Below are 12,733 nucleotides of genomic sequence, written 5' to 3'. Positions count from 1 at the left end.
TGCCTGTACGTGCAGGTCAGAACTGGTTCGCTTCCAGAGCGAAGAACATCGTGGTCGCGCGCTCCATCTCCGGGTGATCGGCGGTGACGTACTGCCGGATCGCCTGGAAGGCGTCGTAGCGGGTCGTCCCGGTGGGCGGGGTGTACGTGCCGTTCTGCGTCATCGCCGCCCGCCCGGGCAGCTCCAGGGTCAGCACCCAGAAGTGCGAACCCTGGGAAGCCGGGACGGGTGCGGTGGTCTGTGCGTGTGGCGTGGTCACGTGTATCTCCTGATCGGGTCGGGGGTTCAGGCGGCGACGGGCTGTTCGGGGAAGTCGTGGCAGGCCACGCACATGCCGAGCGAGGTCGGGATGACGTAGGGGAGGTGGTCCCGGCAGACGGGGCACCGGCGGCGGGCCGCGTTCGCCTTCTCCAGGGCCGCCCAGCGATCCGGGGTCATCGGTCGGACCGGCTTCGCCAGGTCGATTCGGTAGAGGTAGGCGACGAGCGGGCCCCGCCGCCGGCGAGGGCGTTCGAGTTGGGCGGCGACGTCCTGACCACCCGGGCGGAGCCCCAGGGCGCGGAGTTGGCGGCGGGTGGCCAGTCCGTCCGGGGCGAGGTGCCAGCGGTGGACGGGCAGGGTGCCCATCAGCCGGTGCCGGCGGGAACGGCGGTCAGGTGCGGGCGGTCGGAGTCGTCGCGGGCGGCGAGGATCTGCTTGCGGCCCCAGGACTCGCTCATGCCGTACGCCTCACCGAGTGCCCGTGCGGACAGGGGCCGTGCGGCCTGTGCGGATTCGGCGTACGTACGGCGTGCGTCCTGCCGCAGCCGCTCCAACTCCGCCTCCTCGAACACCTCCTCCCGCGACATCCCCTCATCAAGGTGTGCGGGTTGTACGGGCACGGCGTGCGGGGTGTGCGGATCATCCGTCCGCACACCGTCCGCATAGGCGCTGAGCTGCGGCAACGCCTCCCGCACCAGCACGTGCGGCACTTCCTCGACCGGGGCCGGGTCCCGGTCGATGTCGACGGTGTCCGGGGTGTGCGGGGGGTGTGCGGGTTCTTCCGCACGTTCCCCGCACGGCTCGACCACTGGGGTGTGGGGGCGGTGGTGGAGGACCTTGGCGACGAGGTCGGAACCGAAGTAGATCGACCCGACCGGCAGGGACGTGGCCAGAAGTACGAGGGCCCAGTGTGCGGGGTCCCACTCGGCCAGCCGCATCCACTTCACGGACTCGGAGTGCAGGGCCGGCACCAGACCGTGGACGTAGTTCAGGACCAGGGACGCGGCCGTGTACGCGGCCAGCACCCGCAGCGCGAAGCGGCGGGCCTCGCCGGTCAGTACGAGGGCCGCGACCAGCGCGAGTGCCATCAGTCCGTCCACGACGAACGGGTACAGCGTCGCGGCCATCCCGTCCGCGCCGGTCGCCCGGGCGATGTCCCGCAAAGCGTTCCAGGACACCCGGAACGCCATCGCGACCACACCCACCAGAGCCAGCACGAGAAACGCCTTGCCCCACCGGTTCACGAGACGGCTCCGATCGCAACGACGTCGATCGAGCCGAGGAAGCGGGCCGGGTCACCGTCCTCGGTGTCCAGCTCGTGCCACTCCCACTTCGCGCCGTCCGCGACCCGGTAGCCGAGGGCGGCCAAGGCCGCGGTGCGCTCGGTGCGGGTGGGGACCGGAGAGGTGCGGGCGAAGCCGAGGTCCGGCCAGTCCTTCGGGGAGGGACTTTCGGTGACCACGTAGATCTCCCAGTCACCGTCGTAGCCGTTCGCGACACGGGCGCTGTGCGTCATGCGGCACCGCCCGACAGGCTCACCGCGGCGATGCTCCGGTTGATCAGGTTCCGGCGGGCGGCCAGCATCCGGCGGCGGGCCCGGCGGATCCGCTGGGCGTCCAGGTCGGACGGGGTACGGTCCAGGACTGCGATCTCCGCGTCGAGGAGGTCGACGTCCGCCAGGATCAGCGGCATCTCAACCTCGATCGCGTCCAGCTCCGCGTCCGACGGCTCCAGGCCGTCGGACCACGGCGTAACGAGGTCCTGAAGTGCGGCGATGGACTTCATGAGTCGTGTTCTCCCTAGCAGGTGGACGGCTCGAAGCGGCCCCGGTGTTAGCGCACCGGGGCCGCACTTCGTTGAGGGGAAGGTCAGGCGGGGCGCGGGTAGTGCAGTGCGCTCGGGTTGATGTGGGCCGGGTCGCTCTCGCAGTCCTCGGCCCAGCTCTCGTGGGTCCAGCAGGTCTTGCGGTCGTCGGCGTGCATGCCGGCGTCTTCCAGCTCGTTGTCACGCTGGATCGCCGCGGCGAGCTTCTTGTTCATGCGAACCCCTTCCGGGGCCGGAACGTCCGGCTCCCTGCGACCCCGGCCGTATGACGCCGAAGCGGCGGACGGCCGGAGGAGGCAGCCGGCGCGGCTAGTGCCGCGCGGGTGTCCCGATTCCGCGCATCACCGGCATGTCCGGTGCGCTTGCGCGGCGGATCGGGGAGACGCGAAGGGCGGCATCGGTCTGCGGGTCCAGCAGAGCGACGGCCAAGGGTCTTAACCGGATCACGAAGACTCCTGAATGGCAGGTCAACGCTGGTGAGGGGCTTCGCCGGCAGCCGTTGCCACGGTCTGCCGGTCCCGAGCCCGGGATCGGTGCGTCATCGTCACTGCTCTGACGCCAGCAGGGCGGCACGTACCGGGTGGCACCCCCTGCAAAGCGGGGCGTTCTCCAGAGCCGGCACGTGAAGCAAGGTGTTGCCGCCGAACGACAACCCGTCGTTCAGGGGACGGGATCACGCCCGTCTCGTTTCACTTGGCACGCTGTTGAGTTCTCAAGCGACGAACGCTGCCTTCGTACTCACCCCCTCGGGCTTTCCTCCGGGCTGTAACGCGGTACTTCTGGGCGGTGCGGTTCAGGGCGCACAGGCATTCATGCAGGTCAGAACGGAGTAGCCGCCCTCACTGCATGAGGTACATGCTTGAACATGTATCTCACATTGGCGGTTCTGGTTGGGGCTGTCAAGCTCTGCGCCTCAGCCGGTCCGTCTTGTGGTGTGGCATCAGAGTGCCGTCGAAGGGTGGGACGAAGTCACCACGTCCCTGGACGACTTGGGACGTCCTCGATAGCGTTCTGGGGGGCGATTGTGTCCCTGGACGTCCCTGGGGGTGGGATGGCGAACGAGCGGTTAAGGTCCGCGATGCTGACGCGAGGCGTCGCCGCAGATGCCCTGGCGGAGCACCTTGGGGTCGACCCCAAGACGGTGGAGCGCTGGATCACCAAAGGGCGGGCGCCTTACCGGCGGCACCGTCTTGCCATCTCGGCCTTCCTTCGGGAGGACGAGGGCTATTTGTGGCCGGATGGCCTGCCGGACGGGCAGCGTAAGGACGCTGCGGATGCCGAGGTCTTGAAGGTCTATCCGCACCGTTCCTACGTGCCGGCCGACCTATGGCTCCAGCTGTTCGGGCGGGCGGAACGGGAGATTGGCGTGCTGGTGCACGCGGGCGTTTTCCTCGCCGAGAATCCGCGTTGGCCGCAGCTGCTCAGGCTGAAGGCGGCTGGCGGAGTTCGGGCCCGCATCTTGCTCGGGGACCCGGAAAGCCCAGAGATTCGGCGCCGAGGGGACGAAGAAGAAATCGCCGAGGGCGTGGCCTACAAGGTTCGCGAAGTGATGAAGCTCTACCGCCCCTTGTACTCGGTTCCGGGGATCGAGTTCCGGCTCCATCGGTCGACGCTGCACAACTCGCTCTACCGGTCGGATGACGAGTGGTTGGTGAACACGCAGGTGTATGGGGTGAGCGCACCACTGGCGCCAGTTCTTCATCTGCGCAAGGTCGCTGGTGCTGAGCTGGTCTCCACATACCAACAGAGCTTTGAAAAGGTCTGGTCCGAAGCAGTCCCCATTGAAGGATGAGCATGAGCCGCCGTACTGACTATTTTGACGACCCCAACGCGCCGAAGGCCAACAGCATCGTGCCCGCAGTCACGGCGTTCGTCGTCAACGATGCTGGGGATGTGCTGCTGGAGCGGCGAGCGGACAACGGCCGTTGGGGCATGCCAGGGGGTGTCCAGGAGATCGGCGAGAGCATCGCAGGAACGGTGGTTCGCGAGGTCCTGGAGGAAACCGGGATCGTCGTCGATGTCGTAGGTCTTGTGGGCGTTTTCACCGACCCCGGGCATGTCATCGCATTCTCGGACGGCGAGGTACGGCAGGAATTCTCGCTCTGCTTTCGGGCCCGACCGGTCAGCGGCGAGATTAAGGTGAGTTCGGAATCCTTGGAGGTGCGCTGGATTCCCCGGGGGGAGATCGAGTCCCTCGACGTATCGCCTACCACCCGCCTGCGGCTCACGGAAGGCTTCCGTGACTCGCCAGTTCCCCGAATCAACTGAGCTTGGACTGCTCTGTCTCGAAGCGGCGCTGACGTACTCGGGCGACCCGGGCCAGAAGCTCCGGGCGAGCCGCGGATACGGCCCGGAACACGACGTGATCCGGGCCGTACCGGTCGAGCACCTCAGTCAACCGCTCAGCCGGGTCAACGAGCGCGCCCACGGGGCTGCTGGTCAGGTCGCAGTAGGTGATGGCATCCACCAACGCGGGTTCCGCGGGGCCGAACTCCGACAGCATCTCGCTCAGCCCCAACTCGGAGGCCTCCCAAGGAGATGATGTGTGGAAGGCTACGACACTGCACAGCCGGGGGTCGGCGCCCACCACGTCACGCAGATAGCGCGCTCCGTCGATCATGTGCTGACCCGTGTCCACGGCTGTCTGCGCGTATCCGACGTCGTGCGCGATGGCCGCTGCGGCCAGCAGTTCCGCGTCCTCGCCGAGTGCCGGGGCAAGCGTCAGGGCCTGCGAGTAGACGCGTTGAGAATGAGCCCACCGGGCCGGCAGGCTTTCGGCAAGCAGGGACTCCGCGAGATCGTGAGCCCACTTGGCCAACTGCATGTGAGTGCCTCCAAGCTGTCGAGGATCAGGACGCCGGACCCACGAACCGCCCGACTCCGTGCTGAGCGTGAACGTGTCCTGCGCCTTCAAGTTCGTGCACGGCACGACGGACGGTGCCCCGTGCGACCCCGTAGGACTCGGAGAGCTCTGCCTCACTCGGGAGTCGAGCACCGGCGGGCAGCTCGCCCGTCCGAATGCGGTCCAGCAGGTCCGCCATGATCCGTTTGTATGGTGCTGCCCGTGACCCGCCGCTGATCTGGCGCCCGACCCCGGCGACGGTGGTCACGTCACCAGCTTCCTCCAGAGCTCGAAGGGCGCGGCGGACGGTGGTACGGGCCACGCCGAACTCCCGCCCGATCTCCGCCTCGGACGGAAGTCCCTCGGGGTATGCACCCTCGGTGATCCTGTCCCGCAGAACTTCCGAGATCGTCAGGTACGTTCCGCGAGGGCTGGGGTTCGGCACGCGTTCCTCCAGGTCCACGTCGTGCGGTCGGCACCAGGTGGCGCCAGCGTCCCATTTTCGCATGCTCTGCTGCTTCATAGATGGTCCATCAAACCCATCCGCCTAATTGCCCTCTGAACTTCAGGGATGGCGGATCTTTCCAGAGTGCTAATCCATCCGGCTTTCTGAATCTCGCGGCAGAGGAGTTCGAGCATTTCCATCCCTTGGCCCATTTCCATGGCCAGCGCGTCTGCAACCGTCACGCCTACGGGAATGACCGGGGATGTGGGCGTGTAGTAATCAACGAACCTGTTGGTTACATCCGAAGTCACTGTAAGGAAGTATGCAAGGTCGGCTACATTTAGCTGTTTGAGGGATTTGCCGAAATTGAGGCCGCTGTATGCCGCTTGGCCTATTGTTTGGGATCTCAGCTCCTTCCATCCCGCGCGCAGGGCTGGCATTATGCCAATAAGCCAAGATTCATGTCTGCCTGCAGCTCTGCATAGAGAGCTGGAGCACTCCTTGATGGGGGCGAAGTGAACCCTGCTCGCTACGGCCCTAACATCCCGCACCACTCGATCAATCCCGTATGGAGGTTGTGCGGAAATTGCTGCGGATAGCAGAAAGTCGGCCAATCCGCTTTCCTGGAACCGCGTTCCATTATATTGCCAAGCCTCGCAGGTGGACGCCAGCGTTTCAGGGGTTAGGCGAGGGACGAGGGATGCCATGAACTGGCGAATCTCTGGAGATGAGTTGTTTCCTATGTGCTCGCCGAAGGTGATTACTTCACTCAATGGCCGAAATCGTGCCACGTCGCTGCTAAATTTAGCTTGCGTGGTCGGATCTGTTTGTTCCTGGCACCAGTTGTAAACCTCGATTACATCACTGAAGGGGCGCCCCCAAGCTGCGTCCGCGAGCTCTCGGCTCATATTTTCGAATTTGCTAATTTCGATGAACCCGTGAAGTTCACTCAAGAGAGTTTCCACTGAAACTTCCTGTGTGCGATTCGCTTCTGCGGCCGTCGCTAGTTCTTCTTCGAGATTACGTACGCGCTCCTTTAGGGCGGCATTGCGCCCTTCGGCTGCCTCGTACTCTTTGCGTGCGGCTGCCAAGTCCTCGCGGAGCTCTTTGATTTCCTCCATGAGGGTCAATGTTGCGTCTGTGTGGGGACTCCTAGATTTCTGAGCAAGCGCACTTGCTGTGCTGTCCCCCGCCCGCTCCTTGCTCCAGTCACTTATCAGCTCCGCCATCTCTGCCTTCGCTGCCCGCACCTCGTCCTCTTTGGTGTCAAGCAATGTATGCAAGGCGTCGATTTCGCGCCGGGCGCGCTTGACTGCCCTATTGGAGCGAGATAGTTCTTCCCGTAGTGATTCCAGTTCGAATCTTCCCGGGTTTACTGCTTTAAGGGCCGATAGATACTGGGCCCTGATTGCTATTCGGGCATCCTCGGTAACTGGACTTCCGCGATGATTTGCCACCTCGTTGACTAGGCGGTCGATGAAATCCTGAGGGGCTAGGCGTCTTCCGCTCAAGTAGCGGGACACTGCCGACTTGTCCAGGTGGACTCGATACGCATAAGCAGACTGCGAGACGCCGAGAGTGTTGAACAGGCTCAGCAACACGTTGCCAAGGGCGACAACCTCAGCTACATCTCCGGTCTCAACCGGCCCTGAAGCGCCTGGTCGGCGGGCGATTTCTTCCATGCGGCCCCCTTGGTTCGCGGTGCCATCCAGCCGGCAACAGTTGCCAACTGTCGCAACGTACCCGATGGCCTGCAGGGTCAAGGCGAGATCCGAACACCGAAGGGAGTCAACAGGTATGACGACAAGTTGGGCGGTGCTGGCCGGCGGGCTGCGCTGGATGCAGAGGACGGCGATCGTCTTGATCACTGCGTTGCCTGTGATGGTTGTGACGCTGGCATTCGTGCCAGCACTCCTAGTCCTGCCGTTCTTTCCATCCAGGGCCGCAGGGTCCCTCGATATGGTGCGACACCTCGGTGCTTGGACAAAGGCTGTGGTGTTGGCGAGTCGTGACCGGTGAACATGCGCTGAGATAAGCTGCGGCGGTAGCTGACCAGATGGCCTCAACTGGCCGAGTGGTCTCTGAGTGACCCGACCTACGGCCTCTTGGGCGCTGGTCTCGGCGTCGCTGCCTTGGCGCGCGGATGGCTGGAGCAAGGGCGGGCTCCAGGGCGTGAGCCATGGTGCTAGGGGTCGCATCACCGCAATGGGCTGACCTCATGGTGGAGACCGGGCCGTCTGTGGGCCGTCGAGGGGTAGCCCGCGACGACCGGAGACCCCCAACGACAACCACGAGGGGCCCGGCACCGTGCGGTGCCGGGCCCCTCGTTCGTGCTGCTAGATCCAGGTGTCCAGCCACATCCTGTTGCGCCAGGAGTCCATCGGGAGGGTCTGGCCCGTGTAGATGGGCCAGAAGTAGATGAAGTTCCAGACGATCAGCAGGACCAGGACGCCCGCGCCGATCGCGCCCAGGGTGCGCCGGCGTTCCGACGAGCCCGCCGGGCCCAGGAGGGCCCCGATCATCATGGCCACCGCCAGGCACAGGTACGGGACGAAGACGACCGCGTAGAAGTAGAAGATCGTCCGCTCCTGGTAGTTGAACCAGGGCAGCAGACCGGCGGCCAGCGCGCAGGCGATGGCGCCCGCCCGCCAGTCGCGGCGGAAGAACCAGCGCCACAGCACGTACAGCAGCGCGAAGCAGCCGGCCCACCACAGCAGCGGCGTGCCGAGCGCCAGCACCTCGCGGGCGCACTTGCCCGCCTCGGTCGTCGGGCAGCCGTCGGTGCCGGGGTCGGGCGACTCGTAGAAGAAGGAGACGGGACGGCCCAGGACCAGCCAGCTCCACGGGTTGGACTCGTAGGTGTGGCCGGAGGTCAGGCCGACGTGGAACTTGTAGACCTCCGTCTCGTAGTGCCACAGGCTGCGCAGCCACTCCGGGAGGAACGACAGCGAGCTGCCCTGGTCGTTCTTGGCGGCCCAGTCCCGGAAGTAGCCGCCCTTGCCGTTGTCGGGGCTCAGGATCCAGCCCAGCCAGGAGGTCAGGTAGACCCCGATGGCCACCGGGACCGTCGACACGAAGGCGGGCAGCGCGTCGCGGCGCAGCATCGCCGCGTACGGGGAACCCGCGCCGGCGGTGCGGCGCGCGGCGGCGTCCCACACGACGGTGAGGATCCCGAAGAACGCCAGCACCACGAGGCCGTTCCACTTGGTGCCGAACGCCAGGCCGAGGCAGACGCCGGCCAGGATCCGGTACGGGCGCAGGCCCAGCCGGAGGGTCTCGGCGATCTTGAGGTCGGGTCGGGTGCGGCCCTCCTCGTCGACCGGTAGGGCCGCCGCCAGCCGGGCCCGCGCCCGGTCCCGGTCGATGAGCAGCGCCCCGAAGGCCGCCAGCACGAAGAACATCAGGACCAGGTCGAGGAGCGCGGTGCGGCTCATCACCAGGTGCAGGCCGTCCACGGCGAGCAGGGCGCCCGCCAGGCAGCCGAGGAACGTCGAGCGGAACAGCCGGCGGCCGATCCGGCACAGCATCAGCACCGACAGCGTGCCGAGGACCGCCGTCATGAACCGCCAGCCGAACGGGTCGAAGCCGAACATCCACTCGCCGAGGCCGATCACCCATTTGCCGACCGGCGGGTGCACGACGTAGCCCGGATCCGCGGGCAGCGGGACGCCGTCGGGGTTGGCGAGGATCGACTTGTCGATCTCCTTGGGCCAGCTCGCCTCGTAGCCCTGTCGGATCGTGGCCCAGGCGTCCTTGGCGTAGTACGTCTCGTCGAATATCACCGCCTTGGGGCTGCCGAGGTGCGTGAACCGCAGCACCCCCGCCACCAGCGTCACCAGCAGCGGTCCGGCCCAGGCCATGACCCGCTGCCAGGTCTCCCTCGCCGAAGGCTGGACGCCGAGCGCCGTCCACAGCTGCTCGGACGGCCGGGCGTAGGGGGGCACGAGCCGCGTACGGACGTCCGCGCGCGCCCCGCCCGGGGCGCTGCGCGGCGCGTATCCGAAGCCGCGCAGGCGGCGCAGCCAGACGGGCTGCCCCTCTTCGGGGTCGCGGTCGCCCGTCGGCTCGGGCGGGGCCCCCGCGGGGCTGGGCGGCGGCGTCGCGGTACTGGTCACCGGGTCATCGTAGGGAACGCCCCTGTGCGCGCCCCAGCCCCCACATGCGCGGCCCCGCCCGAACCCACCCGAAACTCCCGTCCCGCCCGCACCGTTCACGACTCCGCGCGCGGTCGCGGCCGCCGTCCGTGCCCCGGGGGAGGAGGGACCCAATGAGAGGATGGTGCGGTGACTGATCAGCCCCGTTCTGCCGATGCCCCCTCCTCCGCAGGCGTTCTCGTCCTCGCCGGTACGCCCATCGGGGACCTCGCCGATGCCCCGCCACGGCTGGGCGCCGAGCTGGAGCGGGCCGATGTGATCGCCGCCGAGGACACCCGGCGGCTGCGCCGCCTGACGCAGGGGCTCGGCGTGCACACCACCGGGCGGGTGCTGTCGTACTTCGAGGGCAACGAGTCCGCCCGCACCCCGGAACTGGTCGAGGCCCTGGAGGCCGGCAAGCGGGTGCTGCTGGTCACGGACGCCGGGATGCCGTCGGTGTCCGACCCCGGCTACCGGCTGGTGGCCGCCGCCGTGGAGAAGGACATCAAGGTGACGGCCGTGCCCGGGCCGTCCGCCGTGCTCACCGCGCTGGCCCTGTCGGGGCTGCCGGTGGACCGGTTCTGCTTCGAGGGCTTCCTGCCGCGCAAGGCCGGTGAGCGGCTGGGCAAGCTCCGCGAGGTGGAGGGCGAGCGACGCACGCTCGTCTACTTCGAGGCACCGCACCGGCTGGACGACACCCTGGCGGCCATGGCCGAGGTGTTCGGCGCGGACCGGCGGGCGGCCGTCTGCCGCGAGCTGACGAAGACCTACGAGGAGGTCAAGCGCGGCGGGCTCGGCGCGCTGGCGCTCTGGGCGGCCGAAGGCGTGCGCGGGGAGATCACGATCGTGGTCGAGGGCGCCCCGGCGGCCGCCCCCGGGGACGTGGACGCCGAGGAGCTCGTACGCCGCGTGCGGGTGCGCGAAGAGGCCGGTGAGCGCCGCAAGGAGGCCATCGCGGCGGTCGCGGCGGAGGTCGGCGTACCCAAGCGCGAGGTGTTCGACGCGGTGGTGGCGGCAAAGAATGCGGCACAAAAGGTGCCGTAAGTCGGTAAAGAGCTAACCTGAAAGGCAAAGCTCAGACCGCGCACCGGGCGCTTTGGGCATGAGTCGCCCAAGGACCGTCCAACACTCGACAGGGCCTGATGCGCTCCCGCCCGAAGAGGCGTCCACTGGCAGTGGCACCAGTGGAACAAGAGGAGCTGGCATGAGTGAGATCGCAGACACCCCGGCATCCGCCCCCGTGCACGTCCCGGCCGCACCGACCGTGCCGACCGTGCACGAGGCGTACTCCTTCGCCTGCATGAAATGCGGGTACGGCTGGGAGCAGGGCTACGAGATAGAACACCACGTCGACGGCAGGGGCGAGGCGTTCATCGTCTACCGGGCGGACGGCGAGCGGGTCCCCTCGCCGCTGTCGAACCCGACCTGCTTGAACTGCGGCGGTCACATCGTGCGCATCATGCGGGAGGGCCAGGTCTCCTCGGTGACCGGGATGCTCGACAAGCTCTACCACCACCCCGTGGCCCCCGGCATCGCCGGACCGGTTCCGGCGGGCGCCTCCGTGCCGCGCACGCCCCGGCCGCGCAAGGCGAGGCAGCCGAGCCGGTCGAAGGCGCTCCCCGCGCCGACGCACGACGCACCCGGGCCCGTCGCCGTCGATCCGGCCGAGGAACGGCGCGGACCGTTCGCCCGGCTGATGGGGTTGTTCCGCCGGTCATAGGATCGGACGCATGAGCCCGAGCCCTTCCTCCGCCTCCTCCGCCGCCGCCAAGGACACCCCGCCCCCGCTGCCCGAACCGCTCCGGGTGGCGGTGGCGGATTCGCACACCCACCTCGACATGCAGTCCGGCACCGTCGAGGAGGGCCTCGCGAAGGCCGCCTCGGTCGGCGTGACCACGGTCGTCCAGGTGGGGTGCGACGTGAAGGGCTCCCGCTGGGCCGCGGAGACCGCGGCCCAGTACGCGAACGTCCACGCCGCGGTGGCCCTGCACCCGAACGAAGCCCCCCGGATCGTCCACGGAGACCCGGACGGCTGGTCCCGGCAGGGAGCCCGCCCCGGTGGCGGAGACGCGGCCCTGGACGACGCCCTCGCCGAGATCGAGGAACTGGCCGCGCTGGACCACGTGAAGGCCGTCGGCGAGACCGGCCTCGACTTCTTCCGCACCGGCCCCGAGGGCATGGCCGCGCAGGAGCGTTCCTTCCGCGCGCACATCGAGATCGCGAAGCGGACGGGCAAGGCCCTGGTCATCCACGACCGCGACGCCCACGCCGACGTGCTGCGCGTGCTGCGGGAGGAGGGCGCGCCCGAGCGGACGGTCTTCCACTGCTACTCCGGGGACGCCGACATGGCCCGCGAGTGCGCGGCCGCCGGCTACTGGATGTCCTTCGCCGGCACCGTCACCTTCAAGAACGCCGCGCCGCTGCGCGAGGCGCTCGCGGTGGCCCCGCTGGAGCTCGTGCTGGTGGAGACGGACGCCCCGTTCCTCACCCCGGCGCCGTACCGCGGCCGGCCCAACGCGCCGTACCTCATTCCGCTGACGGTGCGGGCCATGGCCGCCGTCCGCGGCCTGGACGAGGACGCCATGGCGACGGCCCTGGCCGCGAACACGGCCCGCGCCTTCGGGTACTGAGTCGACCCGACGCGCTCCACGACCGCCTTCGCACCGACCTCGCACGCCCGTTCGTTCGACACGCTGAGTGGTCGAACGACTTTGAAGCGTGACGCCCGCTCCGGCTAGGGTGCCCTGCCCCGACCAGCAGGGGCCGGACCAGTGGAGCGAGCGACGTGAGCGAAACACAGGGCAGTCACCGCCGTGTCTCCTGGCCGGGGACCGAACCGGACGCCGGTACGGCCCCGGCCACCGACCTGGCCCTCGACCCCGAGCTCGACTTCGCCCCGGACCCCCTCCCGGACGCCGCCCCGGCATTCGACCCCGCCGGGTACCCCGCCGCCGGCCCCGAGTTCGACCACCACCACGACCTCGACTCCGACCTCGACTCGGACCTCGACCTCGCCTCCGCGCTCGGCCTCGTTTCCGAGCCCGGCCCCGACGCCGGGGTCCCGGCCCCCCGGGGCGAAGGCCGCCGGGGATCCCGCCGGCGGGCGGCGCCGGCCGGCCCGGCCCCGGGGACCACCGCGCGCCCCACCGGCCGCCGCCGCGCGGCGGACCCGGTCCACAGCCGGCGGGTCCGGCCGTCGAGGGTCAGTTCCAGGGGGCGGCCGTAGCG

General features: G+C 68.3%; 16 protein-coding genes. 6 read left to right on the top strand and 10 right to left on the bottom strand.

Annotation, left to right across the window (positions count from 1 at the left end; translation table 11 throughout):
* Positions 1-16: 16 nt before the first annotated feature.
* The 6 genes from ACFVS6_RS29205 to ACFVS6_RS29180 form a co-directional block, all read right to left on the bottom strand.
* Positions 17-259, bottom strand: coding sequence for a hypothetical protein (locus ACFVS6_RS29205; protein WP_389708449.1), 243 nt, complete (start codon positions 257-259; stop codon positions 17-19).
* Between the two features lie 26 nt (positions 260-285).
* Positions 286-627: an RRQRL motif-containing zinc-binding protein gene (locus ACFVS6_RS29200; RefSeq protein ID WP_389708447.1), complete on the bottom strand. Its 342-nt coding sequence runs from the start codon at positions 625-627 to the stop codon at positions 286-288.
* Positions 627-1,505, bottom strand: coding sequence for a DUF2637 domain-containing protein (locus ACFVS6_RS29195; protein WP_389708445.1), 879 nt, complete (start codon positions 1,503-1,505; stop codon positions 627-629). Before ACFVS6_RS29195 ends, ACFVS6_RS29200 begins: the two co-directional genes overlap by 1 nt.
* Complete coding sequence (locus ACFVS6_RS29190; RefSeq protein ID WP_389708443.1) at positions 1,502-1,777, bottom strand: DUF6303 family protein; 276 nt, start codon at positions 1,775-1,777, stop codon at positions 1,502-1,504. The genes ACFVS6_RS29195 and ACFVS6_RS29190 overlap by 4 nt, the downstream gene beginning before the upstream one ends.
* Positions 1,774-2,046: a DUF6284 family protein gene (locus tag ACFVS6_RS29185; RefSeq protein ID WP_389708442.1), complete on the bottom strand. Its 273-nt coding sequence runs from the start codon at positions 2,044-2,046 to the stop codon at positions 1,774-1,776. Before ACFVS6_RS29185 ends, ACFVS6_RS29190 begins: the two co-directional genes overlap by 4 nt.
* An 83-nt stretch (positions 2,047-2,129) precedes the next feature.
* Positions 2,130-2,300: a hypothetical protein gene (locus tag ACFVS6_RS29180; RefSeq protein WP_389708440.1), complete on the bottom strand. Its 171-nt coding sequence runs from the start codon at positions 2,298-2,300 to the stop codon at positions 2,130-2,132.
* A gap of 836 nt (positions 2,301-3,136) precedes the next feature.
* Between ACFVS6_RS29180 and ACFVS6_RS29175 the strand changes: the two genes are divergently transcribed.
* Together ACFVS6_RS29175 and ACFVS6_RS29170 are read left to right on the top strand one after the other, a co-directional pair.
* Positions 3,137-3,877, top strand: coding sequence for a helix-turn-helix domain-containing protein (locus tag ACFVS6_RS29175; protein ID WP_389708438.1), 741 nt, complete (start codon positions 3,137-3,139; stop codon positions 3,875-3,877).
* Positions 3,878-3,879: 2 nt separating this feature from the next.
* On the top strand, positions 3,880-4,353 hold the full coding sequence (locus tag ACFVS6_RS29170; RefSeq protein ID WP_389708436.1) for an NUDIX domain-containing protein: 474 nt from the start codon (positions 3,880-3,882) through the stop codon (positions 4,351-4,353).
* Here the strand turns inward: ACFVS6_RS29170 and ACFVS6_RS29165 are convergent.
* The 4 genes from ACFVS6_RS29165 to ACFVS6_RS29150 all read right to left on the bottom strand — a co-directional run bounded on the left by ACFVS6_RS29165 (position 4,346) and on the right by ACFVS6_RS29150 (position 9,487).
* Positions 4,346-4,909 carry an HD domain-containing protein gene (locus ACFVS6_RS29165; protein ID WP_389708435.1) on the bottom strand — a complete coding sequence of 188 codons (564 nt, stop codon included), beginning with the start codon at positions 4,907-4,909 and terminating at the stop codon, positions 4,346-4,348. The genes ACFVS6_RS29170 and ACFVS6_RS29165 overlap by 8 nt on opposite strands.
* A 25-nt stretch (positions 4,910-4,934) precedes the next feature.
* On the bottom strand, positions 4,935-5,450 hold the full coding sequence (locus tag ACFVS6_RS29160; RefSeq protein ID WP_389708433.1) for a GntR family transcriptional regulator: 516 nt from the start codon (positions 5,448-5,450) through the stop codon (positions 4,935-4,937).
* On the bottom strand, positions 5,447-7,054 hold the full coding sequence (locus ACFVS6_RS29155; protein ID WP_389708431.1) for a coiled-coil domain-containing protein: 1,608 nt from the start codon (positions 7,052-7,054) through the stop codon (positions 5,447-5,449). The genes ACFVS6_RS29160 and ACFVS6_RS29155 overlap by 4 nt, the downstream gene beginning before the upstream one ends.
* Positions 7,055-7,708: 654 nt before the next feature.
* Complete coding sequence (locus tag ACFVS6_RS29150; RefSeq protein WP_389708430.1) at positions 7,709-9,487, bottom strand: dolichyl-phosphate-mannose--protein mannosyltransferase; 1,779 nt, start codon at positions 9,485-9,487, stop codon at positions 7,709-7,711.
* Positions 9,488-9,655: 168 nt separating this feature from the next.
* On the opposite strand from ACFVS6_RS29150, the gene rsmI reads away from it, so the two are divergent.
* From rsmI to ACFVS6_RS29130, 4 genes are all read left to right on the top strand, one after another.
* Positions 9,656-10,549, top strand: coding sequence for a 16S rRNA (cytidine(1402)-2'-O)-methyltransferase (rsmI, locus tag ACFVS6_RS29145; RefSeq protein ID WP_389708429.1), 894 nt, complete (start codon positions 9,656-9,658; stop codon positions 10,547-10,549).
* A 160-nt stretch (positions 10,550-10,709) separates the two neighbouring features.
* Positions 10,710-11,225: a hypothetical protein gene (locus tag ACFVS6_RS29140; protein WP_389708428.1), complete on the top strand. Its 516-nt coding sequence runs from the start codon at positions 10,710-10,712 to the stop codon at positions 11,223-11,225.
* A gap of 10 nt (positions 11,226-11,235) precedes the next feature.
* Positions 11,236-12,135, top strand: coding sequence for a TatD family hydrolase (locus ACFVS6_RS29135; RefSeq protein WP_389708426.1), 900 nt, complete (start codon positions 11,236-11,238; stop codon positions 12,133-12,135).
* 155 nt (positions 12,136-12,290) lie between these two features.
* Positions 12,291-12,731, top strand: a complete 441-nt coding sequence (locus tag ACFVS6_RS29130; RefSeq protein ID WP_389708424.1) for a hypothetical protein — start codon at positions 12,291-12,293, stop codon at positions 12,729-12,731.
* Positions 12,732-12,733: the final 2 nt, after the last annotated feature.

The organism is Streptomyces sp. NPDC057939 (assembly GCF_042887545.1).
Lineage (GTDB): Bacteria > Actinomycetota > Actinomycetes > Streptomycetales > Streptomycetaceae > Streptomyces.
The sequence above is the reverse complement of the archived record's forward strand: the minus strand, read 5'-3'. Positions and strand labels throughout refer to the sequence as shown.